The 20,715-nt window shown below is 40.6% G+C and carries 17 protein-coding genes; 9 read left to right on the top strand and 8 right to left on the bottom strand.

What is annotated here, in order from left to right:
• Positions 1–323 precede the first annotated feature (323 nt).
• A complete protein-coding gene (gene lipA / locus F899_RS05990; protein WP_005221453.1) occupies positions 324–1,337 on the bottom strand; it encodes a lipoyl synthase in 1,014 nt (337 codons plus the stop codon).
• A 217-nt stretch (positions 1,338–1,554) separates the two neighbouring features.
• Here lipA and sthA point away from each other — a divergent pair, with 217 nt between their 5' ends.
• A complete protein-coding gene (gene sthA, locus F899_RS05995; RefSeq protein ID WP_004810544.1) occupies positions 1,555–2,970 on the top strand; it encodes a Si-specific NAD(P)(+) transhydrogenase in 1,416 nt (471 codons plus the stop codon).
• Positions 2,971–3,100: 130 nt separating this feature from the next.
• On the opposite strand, the gene F899_RS06000 is transcribed toward sthA, so the two are convergent.
• The 4 genes from F899_RS06000 to F899_RS06015 all read right to left on the bottom strand — a co-directional run bounded on the left by F899_RS06000 (position 3,101) and on the right by F899_RS06015 (position 6,670).
• A complete protein-coding gene (locus F899_RS06000) occupies positions 3,101–3,430 on the bottom strand; it encodes a four-helix bundle copper-binding protein (RefSeq protein WP_034433950.1) in 330 nt (109 codons plus the stop codon).
• Between the two features lie 603 nt (positions 3,431–4,033).
• A complete protein-coding gene (locus F899_RS15910) occupies positions 4,034–4,168 on the bottom strand; it encodes a hypothetical protein (RefSeq protein ID WP_004810539.1) in 135 nt (44 codons plus the stop codon).
• Positions 4,161–5,375, bottom strand: coding sequence for an MFS transporter (locus tag F899_RS06010; protein WP_005221457.1), 1,215 nt, complete (start codon positions 5,373–5,375; stop codon positions 4,161–4,163). The genes F899_RS15910 and F899_RS06010 overlap by 8 nt, the downstream gene beginning before the upstream one ends.
• Before the next feature lie 224 nt (positions 5,376–5,599).
• Positions 5,600–6,670, bottom strand: a complete 1,071-nt coding sequence (locus F899_RS06015) for an OmpW/AlkL family protein (RefSeq protein WP_005221458.1) — start codon at positions 6,668–6,670, stop codon at positions 5,600–5,602.
• A gap of 250 nt (positions 6,671–6,920) precedes the next feature.
• Between F899_RS06015 and F899_RS06020 the strand changes: the two genes are divergently transcribed.
• A complete protein-coding gene (locus F899_RS06020) occupies positions 6,921–7,100 on the top strand; it encodes a hypothetical protein (protein WP_004810533.1) in 180 nt (59 codons plus the stop codon).
• Positions 7,101–7,167: 67 nt separating this feature from the next.
• On the opposite strand, the gene F899_RS06025 is transcribed toward F899_RS06020, so the two are convergent.
• Both F899_RS06025 and F899_RS06030 read right to left on the bottom strand, forming a co-directional pair.
• Positions 7,168–8,619: a sensor domain-containing diguanylate cyclase gene (locus F899_RS06025; protein ID WP_005221460.1), complete on the bottom strand. Its 1,452-nt coding sequence runs from the start codon at positions 8,617–8,619 to the stop codon at positions 7,168–7,170.
• Positions 8,620–8,805: 186 nt separating this feature from the next.
• Entirely contained in the window at positions 8,806–9,594 is a 789-nt protein-coding gene (locus F899_RS06030; protein ID WP_005221462.1) for an A1S_2505 family phage non-structural protein, read from the bottom strand.
• A 263-nt stretch (positions 9,595–9,857) separates the two neighbouring features.
• On the opposite strand from F899_RS06030, the gene F899_RS15370 reads away from it, so the two are divergent.
• The 7 genes from F899_RS15370 (at position 9,858) to F899_RS06065 (ending at position 18,811) form a co-directional block, all read left to right on the top strand.
• Positions 9,858–10,609 (top strand): IS5 family transposase gene (locus F899_RS15370; protein WP_228127790.1). Its coding sequence is split into 2 segments (ribosomal slippage): positions 9,858–10,092 and positions 10,092–10,609, totalling 753 coding nucleotides; the frame shifts between segments, so codons are not numbered across the junction.
• A 210-nt stretch (positions 10,610–10,819) separates the two neighbouring features.
• On the top strand, positions 10,820–12,841 hold the full coding sequence (uvrB, locus tag F899_RS06040; RefSeq protein WP_005221465.1) for an excinuclease ABC subunit UvrB: 2,022 nt from the start codon (positions 10,820–10,822) through the stop codon (positions 12,839–12,841).
• Between the two features lie 152 nt (positions 12,842–12,993).
• Positions 12,994–13,581, top strand: coding sequence for a lipocalin family protein (locus tag F899_RS06045; RefSeq protein WP_005221467.1), 588 nt, complete (start codon positions 12,994–12,996; stop codon positions 13,579–13,581).
• 157 nt (positions 13,582–13,738) lie between these two features.
• Complete coding sequence (rarD, locus tag F899_RS06050; RefSeq protein WP_005221469.1) at positions 13,739–14,677, top strand: EamA family transporter RarD; 939 nt, start codon at positions 13,739–13,741, stop codon at positions 14,675–14,677.
• 109 nt (positions 14,678–14,786) lie between these two features.
• On the top strand, positions 14,787–16,553 hold the full coding sequence (locus F899_RS06055) for a hypothetical protein (protein ID WP_005221472.1): 1,767 nt from the start codon (positions 14,787–14,789) through the stop codon (positions 16,551–16,553).
• A 240-nt stretch (positions 16,554–16,793) separates the two neighbouring features.
• Positions 16,794–18,251: a glyceraldehyde-3-phosphate dehydrogenase gene (locus F899_RS06060; protein WP_005221473.1), complete on the top strand. Its 1,458-nt coding sequence runs from the start codon at positions 16,794–16,796 to the stop codon at positions 18,249–18,251.
• Positions 18,252–18,436: 185 nt separating this feature from the next.
• Positions 18,437–18,811, top strand: coding sequence for a winged helix-turn-helix transcriptional regulator (locus F899_RS06065; protein ID WP_005221474.1), 375 nt, complete (start codon positions 18,437–18,439; stop codon positions 18,809–18,811).
• Between the two features lie 505 nt (positions 18,812–19,316).
• Here F899_RS06065 and F899_RS06075 read toward each other — a convergent pair.
• Positions 19,317–20,519, bottom strand: coding sequence for an MFS transporter (locus F899_RS06075; RefSeq protein ID WP_005221475.1), 1,203 nt, complete (start codon positions 20,517–20,519; stop codon positions 19,317–19,319).
• Positions 20,520–20,715: the final 196 nt, after the last annotated feature.

Raw genomic sequence — 20,715 nt, forward strand, 5'->3', positions numbered from 1 at the left:
GTGATGCTGCCGATCTCCCTAAGGTGTCTTCATAAGACTTGATCAATTTTTTTACATCGCTTAAGCAACTGGCAAATTCACAATTGTTGTTGTGAGAATGATCGTTATTAAATATTTCAACGATATATTGAAGTGTTTTATCTGTTTTTGAGATTGTTTGAAAAATGCGCAGTCTTCAAGTGAGAACACGCAAAGAAATGTGAAGATAAGTAATAACTTAATCTCTAAGAGATGGTAGATAAAATAATTAAAAAGTGAACAAATATAAAATTAGTTAGGCATAAAAAAGCCCTCTACTTAAGAGGGCTTTGATCTAATTCATTTTAAGCTTCAATTGCCTGTACAGCGATTTTTTTCGCTGGATCAACTTTACGGCGTACTTCTGGAACCGGTTCACCATAGTATTGACGGTCGGCAAAATAGCTTGAACGTACCATTGGAGCCGACCAGATATTCTTAAAGCCAAGCTTACGGCCATGTTCTGCATAACGTTCGAATTCTTCTGGCGTTACAAAGCGATCAATTGGCGCATGCTGTTTGGAAGGCTGCAAGTACTGACCAATCGTCACATAATCGACCTCATGTGCTTTCAGGTCATCCAGCAGCGCAATGACTTCTTCTTCAGTTTCCCCAATACCGACCATCAAACCACATTTGGTTGGAATATCCGGGCAGTATTCTTTAAACATTTTCAGCAGGTTTAAAGAGTGCTGATAATCAGAACCCGGACGCATCGCTTTATACAGACGTGGCACAGTTTCGATATTGTGGTTAAACACATCAGGTGGACACTCAGTCATGATACGTAGCGCAATATCCATACGACCGCGGAAGTCAGGAACCAGGATTTCTAATAAAGTTTTTGGACTCAGTTCACGTGCTTCTTTAATACAATCGACAAAATGCTGTGCACCGCCATCCAGTAAATCATCACGGTCTACCGAAGTGATCACCGCATATTTCAAACCTAAGTTAGCAATCGTTTCTGCCATATGGCGCGGTTCATCTGGATCTAGTGCATTTGGACGGCCATGTGCCACATCACAGAACGGACAGCGACGGGTACAAATGTCACCCATAATCATAAAGGTTGCTGTACCACCGCCAAAACATTCAGGCAGGTTAGGACAGGCGGCTTCTTCACATACGGTATGTAATTTTTGCTGACGAAGTGTAGTTTTAATACGTTGTACTTCTTCAGGTGCGGCCATTTTGACGCGAATCCAGTCCGGCTTCCGTGGTGTTTCAACCGTAGGTACAACTTTTACAGGAATACGGGCGACCTTTTCCGCGCCGCGAAGTTTGACACCCTGTTCAGGTTTACGGTTTTCAGACATATTCAACTTTTCCACTGTTTTTGAAGGGAGGAGATAATCAAAGATAGCGCTTTTATTATAACGGACTTAGCTACAAATGGGGCAAAAAGGACTATTCATTTAAAAAATGTTCTCATCACACAATATATGTCAGTTAAATACACCAAAATGACATGATTTACGTCATAATATGGCAAACAGATATTGCAGATGAATTTAATTTATAAAGGAGCGTTGAATGCCACGTAAGAAAGAGGTCGTTAGTGGGACTTTCGTTAAGTACGATGCGGTAGTTCTAGGTTCAGGCCCTGCGGGCGAAGGCGCGGCAATGAAACTTGCCAAATCGGGTAAGCGCGTTGCAATCGTTGATATGCGTGAACAACTTGGTGGTAACTGTACGCATGTTGGTACGATTCCAAGTAAAGCATTGCGTCAAACGGTATCAAGCATCATCCGTTATCAACGTGATCCAATGTTCCAGAAAGTCGGTGAATGGAAACAGTTCACCATGAAGCAGGTACTTCGTAATGCGCATAAAGTGATTCAACAGCAGGTTGAAACACATTCACGTTTTTACGACCGTAATAAAATTGATATCTTCCATGGCCGTGCCTATGTTCAGGATGAAAATACTATTTTTGTATTTACTCCAGATGGCATCAAGGAAACGATTCAGTTTAAACAATTAGTGATTGCGACAGGTTCTCGTCCTTATCGTCCGGAAATTTTAGACTTTAATCACCCACGTGTATTTGATTCAGACAAAATTCTGGATCTGGATTATTCAATCCAAAAAATCATTATTTACGGTGCAGGTGTGATTGGCTGTGAATACGCATCGATCTTTATTGGTCTGGGCCATAAAGTTGACCTGATCAATACGCAACCGAAACTGCTGAGCTACCTGGATGATGAAATCTCTGATGCATTGTCTTATCACTTGCGTGAGCAGGGCGTGTTAATCCGTCACAATGAGCAGATTGATTACCTTGAAACATCTGATGATTATGTAGTTCTACATACACAGAGTGGCAAGAAAATTAAGGCAGATGCCATCCTTTGGTGTAATGGTCGTTCAGGGAACACGGATGGCTTGGGTCTGGAAAACGTTGGCCTGAAACCGAACAGCCGTGGTCAATTGACTGTAAATGATCAATATCAAACCGAAGTCGAAAATATCTACGCTGCGGGTGATGTGATTGGCTGGCCATCTCTTGCTTCTGCTGCCTATGACCAAGGTCGTTGTGCGGGTGCCAACATGAGTGGAGAAAAAGATGTTGCACCAGTGACGGATATCCCGACAGGTATTTATACCATTCCAGAAATTTCTTCAATCGGTAAAACTGAACAGCAGTTGACTGAAGAAAAAATTCCGTATGAGGTTGGCCAAGCTTCATTCCGTCATCTGGCACGTGCCCAGATTACCGGTGATACGGTAGGTGAATTGAAAATTCTGTTCCATCGTGAAACGCTGGAAGTTTTAGGCGTTCATTGTTTTGGTAACAATGCTTCTGAAATTATCCACATTGGTCAAGCGGTGATGAACAGTCCGAACAATACTATCAAATATTTTGTGGAAACCACGTTTAACTACCCAACCATGGCGGAAGCATATCGTGTAGCGACACTGAATGGTATGAACCGTTTATTCTAATTTGATTAATTCAAGTTAGATCAAAAACCCGTAAGTATTTGCTTGCGGGTTTTTTTATTGGAATGGTTTGAGCATACAACTATTAACCTATGCTATTTGAAATGAAGAACAGGATTATCAAATTAATTTTTTAAGCCGCCATTTTTCGGCATTCTTCAGCACAACGACGGCACGCTTCGGCACACTGCTGGCAATGATCGTCTTGATGATGACCACATTCTTCTGCACAGTAGTCACACGCTTTTGCGCAGAGTTCACACATCTCATGCATGAAAGGAGACTGTTTCTGTTCCGTACGGGCGCAAAGCTGGCAAATATCTGCACAATCCAGACAGCGCTGGATGCATTCCCGCATCATCTCCAGATCTTCTTCTTTGAGACAGGCGCTAGCACAGTTGGCACATGCGAGTGAACAGCTCATACAGGCCCGAACACAATCTGAAAATTGAAGTTCATTCATGGTCTTTTCCTCTATCCACATGCTGAATCCTGATTTTCTAATACGCTAAGCGGAAAAAGGAAAATACACTAGGCAGATTAAGTGAGAAAAAGTAAAAAGCTGCTTGGTTTTGTTAAAGATCGATTAGATCACACCTAATATTTAAAGTTAAATTTTTGCTTGAAAATAAAAGATTTTTGGTGCGGTTACAGTCTTAATGGTAGACAATCTATATGCAGAGTCATTCTTATCAAAGGTTTAGGCTACCTTTCTCGTTATTCTCATTTTTTATTAAAATGGACGGAAATCCGCCAGGCTATCGCATTTCAAGAAAGGGCAAGACCAGTTGGAAAGAGTGCCGGGAAGATGGAATGACCTGATTGTCTCGGAATACAATTCTAACTAATAATTTGCTCGTGATCACTGGGATAAATTTGTTATTACGAGGCCTCAACTTTATTTCTGATAATCAAAACATATGAAAAAACTTAAACCCAGACAGCGCAAAATTATTATGAATTCTAAAATTTTGAAATAATAAAGAAATATAGTAATTGTTGGGTTTTACTACTTTTAGTTTTTGTGCTGAAACATAGTGAAATTTACTGATGCTATTTCAGCAGTTTAATGCGCGCAGAAAGCCTGATTAAAGTATTCAAACAGTTCAGGGGTTTGCAACCATAGTGCAATCGACAATGTGAGTAAAAGCAGGATTGCCACAGCAATCGAGATTTTGAGTTTCAGCAGAGAATCAGTCATGCACAATTTGCTCCTCATTGACCCAGAAATGTACCAGTACGCCAAATATACTTAATACAATTGATAGCATCCATACCGCATTATAATTGCCTGCTATATCATGGTTAACACCACCGAGCCATCCACCAAAGAATGAGCCCACCTGATGAGTGAAAAATACAATACCACTCAGCATGGTCAGATACTTAACCCCGAACATATTGGCGACAATACCATTGGTCAGTGGTACGGTAGACAACCATAATAGACCCATGATGACACCAAAGGCATACACTGTCCATGTGCTTAGGGGCAGCAGTAAAAATGCAATAATAGCAATGCCGCGTAGGCCATATAAACCCATCAATAAGTGTGGTTTAGAGTATTTCCCACCGAGCCAGCCGGCGGTATAGGTGCCGACCACATTAAACAAACCGACCAGTGCCAGGAAAATCGTTCCAGTAGTGGCATTAAACCCGTGATCAATCAGATAGCCGGGCAGATGAATTCCGATAAAGACTACCTGGAACCCGCAGACAAAGAAGCCCAGTGCCAGGAACCAGAAAGGTTTATGATTTTTAACCACCACTAGAATCTGTTTAAAACTGAGTGATGCTTTATTGGGTGTAGGAATGGCATTAGCAGCAACATACATCGGTGCTTTCAGCATCCAGGCGAGGGGTACAATCAGTGCGATTAAAATGGCACTGACCACCAGCGCAGCTGACCATCCGACATTCTGTAACAGCAGTAGGGTCGAAGGCAGCATGATAAACTGACCAAAAGATCCGGCTGCACTGGCAATGCCCATGGCCAGACTGCGCTTTTCTGGCGGTGCTGCACGTCCGACTGCAGACAATAACACCGGAAAAGAAGTTGCAGATAGTGCTAGACCCAGAATTAAGCCCACACTGATATTGAGTAGCAAACCGGTCGAACTGAATGCCATCAAGAGTAGACCAATGGCATATAAAGCACCGCCGATCGCCACGACAATTTTGCTGCCATATTTATCGGCAAATGCCCCGGTAATCGGTTGAACTGCACCCCAAATCAGGTTTTGCATGGCAATGGCCAAACTAAATACATTATGTCCCCAGCCAAATTCCTCACTCATCGGCACCAGATATAGGCCAAATGCATGACGGACACCTAAAGACAATGCCAGAATTACTGCTGAACCAATAAGCATATAAATAAGTGGCTTGGAAAACTGGCTGTGGGTCATAAGAAATCTGTACGATGAGTATCGCAATCTATGTTAGTCGATTCGACTTGTTGTCGCGATAGAATAATAATTACTTAAAAGATAAATTTTTTTTATAGACTCGATATTTATAGGGATAGACAGGTCCAGATTAGAATCTAGATATTGCGTAAAGTGTTTGCTAATTTGGTGAATTCGAAACTCAAAAAAGCAGAGCTTAGCTCTGCTTTTAAAATTGAACTGTCTTAGAATCGTATACCAATACCTGCATAGGCCAAGATTGGGTTTACCTCAATATCTGCCTTGGATTCAATTAGTTTGCCGAAGTTATTATCTGTAACTGTGATCGTAGTTTCATTGTTTAAGTGAGCATAAGAGATTGAACCTACCGCAAACCATTTATCATTGAAGTCATAAGTAAAACCTGCAGTGACGACTGGAGCAAAAGCATCTGTTGCTTCAACTTTAACTTTTGGATTAGCGTTTTCATTTGGTGATCCATCTAATGATGCTCCAGCTTTATTATCCAAAATATTAGCAATCATATGACCCGCAGCAATCAGGTCTCTTTCTGTCTGTGGATTAATTTCAAGTTCATTAAAATAAGCATACATGAGGCCTACGCCAATATAAGGACGGAACTTGTTTACGCCAGTTTTACCAAAGTGATACTGGAATTCAAAAGCTGGTGTCCATGCTCGGGCAGAAGCTGCAGGACCATGTGCCTCTAAATCTGTAATAAAAATATCATTGTCTAACTCAATAGAACCGACGATTGGCGAAGCAATTGCACTAAATGGAGCATATATTTTTCCCTTTCCTTGTAAGTCTACTTTAGGTGGAATCCCAGCTTTCATTTCAAAAGAAATATTATCAGTAAAGAAATAATTGGTCATGATGCCTAAGGTGGTGACATCATCTGCCTCTAACCCAGTTCCCGGATTATTCCAGTTTTCTAAACCATAAATATTTGCCGTACCACTCATGAACGCCGGCAATGTACTATTTGGATTCACACCATTAATTAAATCAATTAGCCAATTAGCCAAACCTGATGAGTTTTCTGCACGGTTATCAATAACTGCCTGGGACGAGATTTCTCCAACATCAGATTGAATACCTTCATAAGCAGCTGTACTTACTTTAAACGGCTGTGCTTTGCCTTGCGGCATGACATGTAAAGCCCCCACTGAGACTGAAAAACGTTTAAAGCCCTCGGCTTCCATACTGAAATATTTTGAATAGTCGGCCGCCTGAGTGGTGGAAGTAATTCCAATAAGTCCGGTAGCCATACATATAAAAGTTGATTTTTTCATCTTAAAGTTCACTCCATGAAGTTTAAATGACGGATTGTTATAAGTTTAATTTAGATAATTATAGAGTATTTACTCTACTCTAAAATTGCTTAAATTAAGATAAATGGAATACTTGAGACATTGTTTTTTTTATCAAAAAATGGTAGCAACATTAAATGAAACATCGTTTGATAACACAATAAAAAGACTTGTTTTTACATCTCGCTCTTTTTTTTTGTACAATAGACTGAGTTATTATTGAGTCAAGCTGATGAGCTCCCCAAATACTCCCAAGAAAAAGCCTTTAGTTAATTTGCCGTTTCCATTGAAGCAAGCTGATCAAGGTGCAACAGATGAGATCTTAGAGGATCTTCGTCCCAAGCCACAACGTTATGCTGATCGAACCTGGATGCCACCACGTGGCACCCGTCGTTCAATGGGAAAACGATAAGTTTTCTAATAAAAAAGCCATGGTTTGACCATGGCTTTTTTATTTATTGCTATTTAAATCATTCAACTTACTGAGAAGCTGGCATTCTGCGGTCATTATTTTGATAATGACTTCTTTTCTGATGATACATATCTTGATCGGCACGTTTTAGCATGTCTTCAAGACGCTCATCTGCATAGCTGGTTGCATGTCCGATCGATAGGCTGATTGGCTGATGTGAGTAAAACTGGTTATCAACCACTAAAAGTTCATGCAAACTATTGAGACAATTTTGCAAAGCAGTTTGATCCGCACCAGGTAAAAGAACGACAAATTCATCTCCACCAATTCGAGAGGCAGAATAGGGCGTATGTTGAATAAGTTGATTCAGGATGTTACCTACGCGACGTAACTGATTGTCTCCAGCATCGTGTCCAAGGCAGTCATTTAATTCTTTGAGTCCATTGAGATCCATAAAAATACAGGATACTGGACGCAGTAAATTACGCTCCAGACGGTTCAGTTCCTGCATGTAAAATGAACGGTTACATAGTTGGGTTAAGACATCATGTCTGCCTAAATATTCCAGATAATGTTCAGCTTTTTTACGTGCGGTAATATCTGTCAGGGCGATCTGAACAATACTCCAGTCATGGAGATAATCAGGAAATACGGTAAATTGAAGCAAGACATGACGGATACTGCCATCCAGTGCATAGTTTACGGCTTCACGCTGATGATGCAGATTACCATTCCAAAGCTCAATAAGTTGTTCTTTAAAGGTCTGTACCATTTCTTTCGCAAAGACTTTATGTACATTCTTTAATAGAGCATCTTTGGTTGAGGCGCCGAACAGATCGAGAGTGGCCTGATTGACATCAATGATTCTAATCTCTCTAATGCACTCATAAATAAAATCATGATGTACATCCAGAAAAGTCTGAAAATCTTCAATTCCTAAATCACGTAAATGATCTAGTTTAATTTTAATACGGCTAAAATCCTCGATCCATAATGAAGCCGGTGAATAAATAAAACGAGCTTCAGCCAGATGGCGATTTTGTTCTTCTAAACGACGAGCTTGTGTATAAGCAGTGATGTCTTCAGTAGTAATCAAGAGTAAGGAGAGATCATGCTCATGTTGTGGCAGGACAATTCCTTTCAGCTGAATATCCAGACGTTGACCAGTCAAGGTATAGTTTACTGCTGAATGGGAAAATTGGGTGTCTCCATTCCATAGAGCGACGAGTTCCTGGATGTGGGATTTGCTCATATCCTCTTTGAACACGAGATTCAAATTTTGACTGAGATGGTTAAAGTCATCTGCCTGATAAAGTTCTAGTGTTTTAGGATTGACCTTAAGCAGTTTAATTTTTTTCGCACATTCTAAAATACGTGATTCGTCTTCTTGCAAAAAAGTGAGTAAATCCTGCACCCCTTGAGCACGCCAGAGATCAAATTGTTTTTTTACCTCACTAAAATCTTCAAGCCACATGGCAATAGGAGATAGTTCAAAAATTGGAGAATCCAGCATGTTCATTCAAGCAGCTCAATTTTATTATTTAATTTAATGAGGCAAGTATAAGACCAAAAAAATGATTTTAGAATAATGTGATAATTAAATATTTATCTTGAAATTGAATGCTATTTTTATTAGATCACCTTTTATATTTCACAATAAAAAAGCCAATTCAAGGATTGGCTTTGATTGATACTAAGTCTGAAATTAGAGAAGGTTTCTACGTGATTTATTTTCAGGCTTTGGTGGCGCAATTTCACGCTTACCATGCCAGACATCTGAAAAATCCTGTTCATTAATATTATACAGTTCGAGCAGTGCCAGAATCACACCACCAAAGACCATTGGACCTTCAGAATTGTTCTGGAAATCGAAAACCTTACCATTCAAATTATGCAGAATGTCCTGAATCTCAAAAACACGATCACGGCCATTACTATCTGTTGGATACATTTGGGTATTCAGTAAAATTTTAGCCAGGCTTTTTTCACTATCGGTCACTGCAAGCACTTCGATCAGTTCATCGGTGGGGTCAGCAAAAATGATAGAGTCACGGAAAATGGTTTTAAGGAATTTTTCATTCAATTTCGGAAGCGGTTTTTCTACAAACGGGCGAAAAGATTGCGGGAAAATCACATTATGTGAAATCCCCTTAAACATAGGCGCAATTTCTTCTACTTTATAACCTGCAATGCCGCAGCCGACCGAGGTCAGGAAATACTTATTTTTCGGATGATTCTTGGTATAAATTTTAAAGTCATCGATATAATGCTGAATCTGTGACAACGGCATTTGTTGCAAATGCTCATTCATTGTAGGAATAGCATAGCTTTGACCAGACCAGCCACGACCAACCCCTTCTACAGCACCAAAGTGCTCAAGCGCTGTTCTTGCGGCACCGCCTGCATGCAGCCCTGCCATATTGCTACCAAATACAAATACAGTATTTTCTGGCAAGGATTTGACGATGCTTTCATCATGGTATTGGTAAGTCATGGCTTTTGATTCGATATCCTTATTGGTTTCATGTTGCCTTTGAAATTGCTAGGGGTCAAGGCAAATTGTGTCTATAAGAAAGCAAAAGTCTCAAGAGAAATTAGAACTTTATGTAACTGAATTTTAGCTATCTTCATAGAGATGTTTAAAGTGCCACTTGCTTGAGTTCTTAAATATTATTAGCTAGGGCGTTTCCTCATTTGAAGAATTGGTTTTAAATACTTAAAATCCTCCTTTAAGCTCTTTTTATTTCTATATTTTCAATGGCACGTACTCTTCTTACCGATGATATCTGGCAGCAAATTCAAGATACTATGCGATTACATGGTTGCTACCGTTCAAAGAATAGTAGAAATATCATGGAAGCGATCTTATGGAAACTGCGTACAGGCGCCACATGGCGTGATATTCCTCAAGAATTTTGTCCTTGGCAAACTGCTTATAATCGTTTTAATCGTTGGGCAAGCAAGGGATTGTGGAATAAATTTTTTTTAGATTACGAGGCGTCTTGGATCAAGAATGGGTATTCATTGACGGAAGCTACATACGCGTGCATCAACATGCAAGTGGAGCTCGGAATGGTTTCGAAAGAGCAATTGGACAATCACGTGGTGGACGAACAACAAAAATACATCTTGCAACCGACGCGAATGGATTACCGATTGATTTTAAAATCACTGGGGGTGGCGTCCACGACAGTCAAGTTGCAAAACAACTGATTGATACTGTAGGCGAGGCAACTTATCTCATTGCTGATAAGGGGTATGATGCTGAGCACATTAGAATATATGCCCAGAACAAGGATATAATTCCCATCATTCCAATGAGATCAAATAGTAAAAGATCGAATAAGGAGTTTGATAAATATCTATATAAATTAAGACATTTAGTTGAAAATGTGTTTGCGAGATTGAAGCATTTCCGAGCGATTGCAACCCGATTTGATAAGCTTGCACGAAATTACCAGTCTATGATTTACATTGCTTGCATGTTTATTTGGTGTAAAGCCAAATGAGGACACGCCCTAATTTTTAAATAAATATTTTTGAAATTTAATAAAATATTCAAGGCGGATAAGATGAGATGGAACTGTTTTGTAATCATTCTATTAAGTTACTTATAGACTTCAATTTTTACCAAATAGACACCTGTTTAGGCATTGAGTAATTCAGATTTAACCCCATAATTAGAACAACAAAATATTGCCAGTGAATTGCCGCAAATTATGTCTGATAAAACCCCTTTCGATTTAGTGACCAGCTATCAACCTGCTGGCGATCAGCCACAAGCCATTGAAAAACTGGTTCAGGGAATTGAACGGGGCTATAAGAATCAGCTATTGCTAGGCGTGACAGGGTCCGGTAAGACCTACACTATGGCCAATGTAATTGCGCGGACGCAACGCCCGACCATTGTCATGGCACATAACAAAACCTTGGCAGCACAGCTCTATGGCGAATTTAAGGCATTCTTCCCGAATAATGCGGTGGAATATTTCGTTAGTTACTATGATTATTATCAGCCTGAAGCCTATGTGCCATCTTCCGATACTTTTATCGAGAAAGATTCAGCAATTAATGATCATATTGACCAGATGCGGTTATCCGCAACACGTGCTTTATTAGAACGCCGTGATGCCATTATTGTTGCTTCAGTTTCTGCAATCTACGGTTTGGGTGATCCGAATGCCTACATGAGCATGTTGCTGCATGTGGTGGAAGGGGATCGTATTGGTCGGGATGACATTATTCGCCGTCTGGTCGAGATGCAATATACTCGTAATGAACTGGAGTTTCTGCGTGGTACCTATCGTATTCGCGGTGAAATTATTGATATTTTCCCTGCGGAATCGGACCAGAATGCAATCCGTATCGAGCTGTTTGATGATGAGGTAGATTCGATCCGCTGGTTTGATCCATTGACTGGCAAAATGATCCGCAAAGTACCGCGTGTGACAATTTATCCAAAAAGTCATTATGTTACACCAAAGGATAATCTGACCCGTGCCATTGAGACCATCCGGGAAGAGCTGAAAGAGCGTCTGGTGTTTTTCCGTGAGAATGACAAATTATTAGAAGCACAGCGTATCGAACAGCGTACCCGTTATGATCTGGAAATGATGCAGCAACTGGGCTATACCAATGGCATCGAAAACTATTCACGTCATTTATCTGGCCGTCCTTCAGGTGAAGCACCGCCAACATTGTTCGATTATGTACCTGATGATGCCTTGCTGATTATTGATGAATCACATGTAACCGTTCCACAGATTGGTGCGATGTATAAGGGCGACCGTTCACGTAAGGAAAATCTGGTGAACTATGGTTTCCGTTTGCCGAGTGCACTGGATAACCGTCCAATGAAATTTGAGGAATGGGAACGTATTGTTCCAACCACGGTCTATGTCAGTGCAACGCCAGCACGATATGAACTGGAAAAGTCAGAACAAATTGTAGAGCAGGTGGTGCGTCCAACAGGATTGGTCGATCCTGAAATTGAAATCCGTCCAGTGCTGACCCAGGTCGATGATGTATTGTCCGAAATCAATATCCGCAAAGATCTGAATGAACGTGTACTGGTGACGACATTAACCAAGCGTATGGCAGAAGACCTGACTTCATATTTGAAAGAATATGGCGTAAAGGTAGCCTACTTGCACTCAGATATCGACACTGTAGAGCGGGTAAAAATTATTCATGAATTGCGTACCGGTATTTACGATGTGCTGGTCGGGATTAACCTGTTACGTGAAGGTCTGGATATGCCAGAAGTGTCCTTGGTTGCGATTCTGGATGCAGATAAAGAAGGTTTTCTACGTTCCGAACGTTCACTGATTCAGACCATTGGTCGTGCTGCGCGTAACTTGAAAGGTAAAGCAATTCTTTATGCGGACCGGATTACGGACTCGATGCAGAAGGCAATTGACGAAACCGAGCGCCGTCGTGCCAAACAAATTCAGTTTAATGAAGAGCATGGCATTATCCCACGCAGTGCAGTACGTCAGGTGATCAAGGAAATTGATACCGGCGAGGTACTCGATGACGATCAAATTGATGAGCGTATTTCTGATCAGGCCAAAGCTTTAAGTGCGGATGAACGTCATTTGCTAGCAGATCCGAAACTGTTTGCGAAACACATGAGCAAGCTTGAAAAAGCAATGCTGAAAGCTTCCAAAGAATTGCAATTTGAACAAGCGGCACGTTTGCGTGATGAAATCTTACGCTTGAAGGCTCAGATGCTGAGTTAAGCAATTGATCTGCCTATGATTAGTTGTGCAAAACTAATCATAAATCTTACATATCGATACACAATCATTCACACGATGACGTTATTGTTGTTACAGATAAAATTTTACAAAAACATGTGGTTCACTCATCTGTGTGAATGAAAGGATACTTTATGACAACTAAGAATTTTTCTCAGGCAAGTCTAAAAATTGCCAAAATTGCGATTGGTAGTGCTGTTCTTCTGGGTTTGGGCGCTACGACCATGGCATATGCGCAAAAAGAGTCATTACCGACTGTGGAAAAAGTTGAACTGGACCGTTATTTGGGTATATGGTACGAAGTGGCGCGTAAGCCTTTATATTTTCAGAATAAGTGTGACCGTGATGTCACAGCAACGTATACTTTGAATGAAAATGGCAATATCGTGGTTGATAACCGCTGTATTAAAAAAGATGGTGAACAAACCCAGTCAGGGGGTGAGGCATTTGTGCAAAATCCACCCCAAAATACCAAATTAAAAGTCAGTTTCTTGCCAGACTTCATTCGCTGGATTCCTGTCGGACGTGGCGATTATTGGGTCTTGAAACTGGATGAAAACTATCAAACCGTTCTGGTCGGTGAGCCTAAACGTAAATATATGTGGATACTCTCACGTGACCCGCAGTTGGATAAAAATGTAGTGAATGAATATTTACAATACGCACAGTCAGTCGGTTATGACCTGAGTGATGTGATTCACACCAAACAAACTGCGCGCTAAACTCAGTTTATCCTCAAACCATGCTTCGGCATGGTTTTTTTATATTTATACAATCAGAAGCTACACCTTGAAAATTTATCATTCGATCAAAGAATAGAGACAAGTATTCTTGAAGACATCCCGATATAATGCGCGCAAAGAGATTTTGGGGTAGTGAATGTATAAAGGGATCGCGCTGTCAGTGCTGGCGTCACTGGTTTTTGGTGTGCTTTATATTTTCACGCCTTTTCTGCAGCCACTAGACAGTGAGCAAACCTTTGCATGGCGTATGTTGGCGACCCTCCCGTTTCTGACGGCGTTTATGTGGTGGTCAGGTGATCTCAATCATATCGGCAGTATTTTTAAGCGAATTCTACAGCAGCCGACGTTTCTGATCTGGTTAATTATTAGCTCTTTACTTTGTACAACCCAACTCTGGTTATTCTTATGGGGGCCGATTAATGGTCGCGGCCTGCAAGTGTCGCTGGGTTATTTCCTGTTGCCTTTGGTGATGGTTCTGGTTGGCTGTGTGCTCTATAAAGAAAAATTGTCTGCCTGGCAGATGGCGGCGGTGGTTTGTGCGGTACTGGGCGTGGGACATGAAATCTGGCGGATTGGTTTTATTGCCTGGGAAACGGTCTATGTGGCTTTGGCTTATCCACTGTATTTCTTCCTGCGCCGTCGCTTTGGTACGGATCACTTGGGTGGATTCTGGTGGGACTTGTGTCTGATTCTGCCAGTGGCTTTCTATCTGGGCTTTGTACATAGCGATTCTCTCAAGCTAATGGTCAATTTCCCTCATCTCATCTTGGCAGTGTTGGGTTTGGGTTTCTTAAGTGCTTTAGGCTTAGGTAGTTATATTCTGGCAAGCCGTTATCTGCCTTTTGTGATTTTTGGTCTGCTGAGCTATCTGGAGCCAGTGTTATTGGCTTTTGCCTCGATGGCACTTGGGGAACGGGTAGAATCTGGAGAATGGCTGACCTATATCCCGATTTGGCTAGCGGTGATGGTGCTGATTGTGGAAGGAATATTGCATTTAAAACAGCAGCAGTTGAAAAAAGATGAACTTGAAAAAAAAGCTGAAAAGCTGGAAAAATTCAAAAAAAATAATGAATAATGCTATTTGCATAAGTGTGATATTCGTCAGATAATTTTGACGTAAATGTTATCTAATTCATGTACCATTTTGTTTAAAAGAATGTTCGTTATATTTAAAGGGGATAAATATGTCACAGATTGCGATTCCATATCAGTTACGTGCACGTTTATCCCAACTGGAACCGAGCCTCGATTTAGAATGGGAGCGGGACCTTAAAAGCGTTCTGGCAGATATCTCTCCTGAGCTCAAGGAAAGTATCGATTTTCAGATTTTAAAGCCAAAAAGAATTCTCTGGGATCAGGAAACCAATCAATACCGTTATCAGGCTTATCATTCGGTAGAAGCTTTAAGCCAAAAATTTCTGAATGACCGGATGCGTTATTATGCCAGCACGTTCGGTATCTCTTTGAAAAGCCTGCTCGGGTTAAATGACAGCTTGCAAGTTGCCGACTACCTGGAAAACGTACTCGAGCAGATTGATAAAATTGAAGTCAATGAAAACTTCCAGATGCAGCGTGAAAAGCTGGAGCTACGTCGTACTTTCTTGCTGAATGCTGCTGAAATTATTCGTGGTCTTCAATTACAGCCGGTCGAAGGCGTACGTAAGCTCACTGAACAGCAGGTTAAATGCTTCATTATTGAAGTGTTTATCAAGCAACAGTTGTTGGGCTACTGGTATAAACCTTTATTAAAAAAACAGACTGCGGAAATGCAACATCCGCTATTCCGTTATTTTCTGATTAAAGAACAGCAAATCCGTCATTTTGATATTGTCCGCACTTCACAGTTTTTATTTATCGTTGCGCCTGTGATGGATGTACAACAAAACCCGTATTCTATTCGTCGCTTCCTCATAGAAGAAAAAGGTGCATTAGAAGGTCAAGTTTATCTGAATATTCTGGTTCTGGATCTGAAAGAGGATATGAATGAAGAGGTAGTAGAGACACTGAAATCCCAGATGCAGCGAATGGTAACCTTGCAAAGCCAGATCCATCTGGACGTCAGGGACATTGTGCATAATCTGGAGCAGGTCTCTGAACTAAAGTTATTACCTTTGCTGGTCGAACCGGTTCAAGTGGTCGAAAAGAATGCCGATGTTGTTGCGCAACGCCATTTGAAGCAGTTGGAGGAAATTCTGACACGGGAATTGCTGCTGCCAATGCGGGATGCGATTCGTGATCATTTGTCGCATATTGAAGAGTTTGCTTATCTCTATTTACATGTATATAAAATCTTTACTGAAATTTTAGCCTATTACCGGGACTTCAAAGCTCAGCCAGGATTTATGTTTAATTCCTATATCCAGAATTTCGAATATAAGTTATTGGCATTTATCCGTTTGCTGGAAAAGCGTAAGGGTGAAACCTTTATTCCGATGAACCGGAATGAATGGCAGGTAATGCATCATCGTTCCGAGCAGCCGATTAAAGATATTCAAACCACGATTGCCGATAATGTGCAGCAATATCGGGATCTGAAAAAATATATCAATACGTTGAACCGTCAGAAAGCCGAATATGAAAAAAAATCCATGCTGAAAAAGCTTTGGCGTAAAGATAATTCAGATGAGGCAATAGAAATAACACTGAATAAATTGCAGCAGTTAAAACGTAGCATGTTCCTGGAAATTATTCAGGTACCAAGAACCCATGAAAACAGCAGTGTATTTCTAGAATTTGAAAGTTTGCAAAGTTTCCAGAAAGTTGAGCGTCACTATGCCTTTCCTTGTGGGGATAATGGTCTCACCCGGTTACCTGTACTGATTCATTTGCCAGAAACTTATGATGATTTCGATGTGGAAAACTTTAATGCTTCTATGAGCCTGGATATGAATTTTTCAGCAGGCAGCAGGCTGCAACTGGATCATGAAAATGCAGTCAACTTCGAGATTTAGATTTGAGTGAATAAACAACATTTAACAAAAATCTGGTTTAGAGCATGAAAAGTATTATTTTTCGATTTTTAAATGCAAAATCATCTAGCTAATTACAACTATTTTTAAAATTTATAGTGAATATAGGCCTTTTTCCTCAGGACTTTGGCAGCTTTTGATTCAAACTTGCTGCCAATTCCATTACAATTATTGGGTTTTGAAATTTATGCTTAGATTTACAATTAATTAGAGGACGTATCTGTGAGCAAAGACACTATCGTTGCCCTCCATGCAGAGCACCAAGGTCGCTGGAAAAACCGTGAAGAACTCGCGGAGCGTATGATTGCCCTAGTAGGTCAGTTATATCGTGAAAAAAATATCGTAGCTACAGTTTACGGTCGCTCTTTAATTAACCGTTCTGTAATCCAGATCCTTAAAGCGCATCGTCGTACTCGCGTATTAGACGTTGAGCTTTCTGTTGTAGACACTTTCCCAATCCTTGAAGCATTGGCGAAAATTGACAACATCGGTACTGCTGAAATTGATCTAGGCAAACTTGCTGTTGAATTCAAAGCAAAAGGTGGTGATGTTAACGCATTCGTTGCTGACGCTGTGAAATCTCTTGAAGGCAATGCAACTTCAGTTGAAGGTAAGGACGTTGTACTTTACGGTTTTGGTCGTATCGGCCGTATTCTTGCACGTTTGATGATCAGCCAGTCAGGTCTAGGCCGTGGCTTGAACCTGAAAGCAATCGTGGTTCGTAAATCATCTGACGGTGACTTGGAAAAACGTGCGTCATTATTACGTCGTGACTCAATCCATGGTCCATTCGCGGGTACGATCTCTGTAGATGAAGAAAACGAAGCAATCATTGCAAACGGTCAGTTCATCAAAGTGATCTATGCATCTAATCCATCTGAAGTGGATTACACTGCATACGGTATCGAAAATGCACTAGTAATCGACAACACGGGTAAATGGCGTGATGCTGAAGGTCTTGCTCAACACCTGAAATGCCCGGGCGCTGCGCGTGTCATTCTGACTGCACCTGGTAAAGGTGACATGAAGAACGTTGTATTTGGTGTGAACCAGGCTGACATCCTTGATGAAGACAAAATCATTTCTGCAGCAAGCTGTACAACGAACGCGATCACTCCAACACTGAAAGTGTTAAACGACAAATACACAGTGATCAATGGTCATGTTGAAACAGTTCACTCGTTCACGAACGACCAGAACCTGATCGACAATTACCACAAAGCTGATCGTCGTGGCCGTGCTGCTACACTGAACATGGTAATTACTGAAACTGGTGCTGCTAAGGCTGTTGCAAAAGCGCTTCCAGTACTTCAAGGTAAACTGACAGGTAATTCTGTACGTGTACCTACACCAAACGTATCTCTTGCGATTCTTAACCTGACTTTGGGTCAAGAAGTTGATCGTGACGAAGTGAATGAATACATTCGCCAAATCTCTATCAATTCTAACCTTCAAGGTCAAATTGGTTATACCAACTCGACTGAAGTGGTATCTTCTGACTTTATCGGTTCACGTACTGCAGGTGTATTTGACGCGCAAGCGACTATCACTTCAGGCAACCGTTTAACTGCTTATGTTTGGTACGATAACGAAGTAGGTTATAGCTGCCAAGTATTACGTATCGCTGAACAAATGGGCGGCGTAAGCTATCCAAAAGTTCCTGCTGAAACTAATGCATAATTAGTATTGAGCTGAAAAAAGGGCCTCATTTGAGGCTCTTTTTTATTGCATGTTTTTTAGGTTTAAGTTTTGGATTTAAATGGAATATTAATTTGAAAATAACCTTGCTGATGAATTCTTGATCTGATAACTTTCTAAATGAAAGTACATGCTGAAAAGTAAGTTTATAAATTAAGAGAAATATTATGTCAGCTTATGAAACCAGTAAATTACTGGGTCAGGTTTTATCAACAGAATGTCCTTCACGTGAAATACTGGAACACTTAGCCAATAAATGGTCGATTCTGGTGTTACGTTGCTTAAGTGATGGCGTACATCGTTTCAGTGAGCTGAAACAGCGCATTGAAGGGGTGAGTGAAAAGATGCTGGCCCAGACTTTAAAAATGCTGGAGCAGGACGGGTTCATTTTAAGAACAGTCTATCCTGTCGTACCACCAAAAGTGGAATATCAGTTGACCATTACTGGTTCACAGGCCGCAGAAAAAATAAATTATCTGATTGGCTGGTTAGAGCGTAGTCTGCCGGAGATTTTAGAAAATAAAGAACGTGTTCCAAAATAGAAGCTAAATTGCTTTTGAGGAAGCAATAAATGAAAAAGTCAGAAAATTTGGTTGCTACTTTAATTGGCGATCTATTGGATTTTATGTGCGATCACTATTGCTCTTTATGCGCTGATACAAAGGTTTGTAGAAGATAAGTCTACTGCAAAAAAAAATCTTTTGATTTGGTCGGCGACAATGTTTGCACCTATAGCGGTGTTGATGATTTATACAAGTTGGGAAAAACAAAAAAGTACAAAGCTTATATTTCAACAATATAAATATATTGATGTCAATTAATTAAAGTCAAGACTAAATATAATATATTGAAAAATATGGTCTTAGTTGGCGATGACAATTATGACCATTTAAAAAAGACAACTTCATCTATTTGACGATGATTGTATTTTTCTAAAAAAGAGTGTTTGGTTTTAAAAGAGCTGATAAGTGACGAAAGCGGTAAAAAGGAATTAAAAAAATTAAGAAATTTCCCTCTCCTTAAAGCAGAGGGTTAAGGAGAGGTTAATTAAGATGAAATTTTTGTCTCAAACATCTTCCTGAAATCCCACCGATCAATCAGCAAAATCCCAATCGATAAAACAAGGCCAAGTACCACACAACCAACCCATTCAAAGTGCTCCCAGGCATAAACCGCACCGAGTGAGCCTAAAGCTGCACCACTAAAATAAATGGTCATATATACTGCATTAATTCTGGAACGTGATTTCAGGTCAGTCCGATAAACCAGATTCTGATTTAATACATGGAATGCGGTCAGGCCAAAATAAGCCATCAATACGCCAATCGCATAGATCACAATATTCTGCTGGGCAAAATATAAGGGCAGTGTAGAGCTGAGCATTAAAGCAATACATAGCTTGGCGACCAGATTTTCTCTGCCCTGTCCTACGGTTTTGCCTGACCAGCTTGATGAATAAATTCCAATCACACCGAGTAAGCCGAACAGGCCAATTTCAAAATCAGTGAAATGGTAAGGTGCGCTACCTAGTACGAAGGTCATGGAAGTAAAGACCATAGATAGAATACCGAAGCCTAAAGCACCTGCGCAGGCACGACGAATCAGATGCGGGTTCTGCTTAGCGATGACAAACAAAGAGCGATAGATACTGCCAATGGTCAAACCCGCCTGCGGTTGAGTATCCGGTAGTTTTCTCCACATGAGAGTGGCAAAAAGCAGGGTCATGATTCCACTAGATAAGTAAACACCTTCCCAAGACCAGTAGGTCGAAACAAAGCCAGCAAAAGTCCGCGACAGAATGATGCCCATCACCAAGCCACTCATCAGTTTACCGACAATGGTAGCACTGGATTCAGGTGGACTAATCGTAGAAGCAAAAGGAATTAAAACCTGCGCTGAGATTGCGCCAAATGTCGCACATAAGGTAAACACATAAAGCGTTGATAAAGTCGTGCTGAATGAAAGCAGAATCTGTGAAATGGCTGCAAAGACCATCAGACTGACCACTAGCTTGCGTTTATTCAGAAAATCTCCCAATGGTACTAACAGCATTAAGCCCAGTACGTATCCAATCTGGGCGATCACTACCGTTAAGCCAGCCTGACTGGTTGTAATTCCTAAACTTTCCTCGATTGAATAGATTAAGGGCTGATTAAAATAAGCTGATCCGGCACAGAGACCACATGCCATTGCCATAAGTAATACAAATTGTGATGACAATGGGCTGACAGAATTCTTTTCTGTGGTCATAGCTATACCATGGGCTTTTTTTCGACGTTGAGCACTATAGGCAGCTCGATGCCAAATCAGAAATAATAAAAAACGATCAATTAAGCTTTAAAAACTATATTTTGAATTTTTATAGGTCTGAATATTTTTCAGACTGTTTTGTATTTTGAGACAAGCTGAATGAAATTACCCTTGAAATGAGCGATCTTCATGGAAT

The organism is Acinetobacter sp. CIP 101934 (assembly GCF_000369585.1).
Classification (GTDB): domain Bacteria; phylum Pseudomonadota; class Gammaproteobacteria; order Pseudomonadales; family Moraxellaceae; genus Acinetobacter; species Acinetobacter schindleri.

Excerpts from the sequence above, each read along its gene's own strand:
- rarD (WP_005221469.1), top strand. The coding sequence starts at position 13,739 with ATGTATAAAGGGATCGCGCTGTCAGTGCTGGCGTCACTGGTTTTTGGT.
- F899_RS06000 (WP_034433950.1), bottom strand. The coding sequence starts at position 3,430 with ATGAATGAACTTCAATTTTCAGATTGTGTTCGGGCCTGTATGAGCTGT.
- F899_RS06065 (WP_005221474.1), top strand. The coding sequence starts at position 18,437 with ATGTCAGCTTATGAAACCAGTAAATTACTGGGTCAGGTTTTATCAACA.
- lipA (WP_005221453.1), bottom strand. The coding sequence starts at position 1,337 with ATGTCTGAAAACCGTAAACCTGAACAGGGTGTCAAACTTCGCGGCGCG.
- F899_RS06030 (WP_005221462.1), bottom strand. The coding sequence starts at position 9,594 with ATGACTTACCAATACCATGATGAAAGCATCGTCAAATCCTTGCCAGAA.
- F899_RS06055 (WP_005221472.1), top strand. The coding sequence starts at position 14,787 with ATGTCACAGATTGCGATTCCATATCAGTTACGTGCACGTTTATCCCAA.
- F899_RS06045 (WP_005221467.1), top strand. The coding sequence starts at position 12,994 with ATGACAACTAAGAATTTTTCTCAGGCAAGTCTAAAAATTGCCAAAATT.
- F899_RS15910 (WP_004810539.1), bottom strand. The coding sequence starts at position 4,168 with ATGACTGATTCTCTGCTGAAACTCAAAATCTCGATTGCTGTGGCAATC.
- F899_RS06020 (WP_004810533.1), top strand. The coding sequence starts at position 6,921 with ATGAGCTCCCCAAATACTCCCAAGAAAAAGCCTTTAGTTAATTTGCCG.
- sthA (WP_004810544.1), top strand. The coding sequence starts at position 1,555 with ATGCCACGTAAGAAAGAGGTCGTTAGTGGGACTTTCGTTAAGTACGAT.
- F899_RS06075 (WP_005221475.1), bottom strand. The coding sequence starts at position 20,519 with ATGACCACAGAAAAGAATTCTGTCAGCCCATTGTCATCACAATTTGTA.
- uvrB (WP_005221465.1), top strand. The coding sequence starts at position 10,820 with ATGTCTGATAAAACCCCTTTCGATTTAGTGACCAGCTATCAACCTGCT.
- F899_RS06015 (WP_005221458.1), bottom strand. The coding sequence starts at position 6,670 with ATGAAAAAATCAACTTTTATATGTATGGCTACCGGACTTATTGGAATT.
- F899_RS06010 (WP_005221457.1), bottom strand. The coding sequence starts at position 5,375 with ATGACCCACAGCCAGTTTTCCAAGCCACTTATTTATATGCTTATTGGT.
- F899_RS06025 (WP_005221460.1), bottom strand. The coding sequence starts at position 8,619 with ATGAACATGCTGGATTCTCCAATTTTTGAACTATCTCCTATTGCCATG.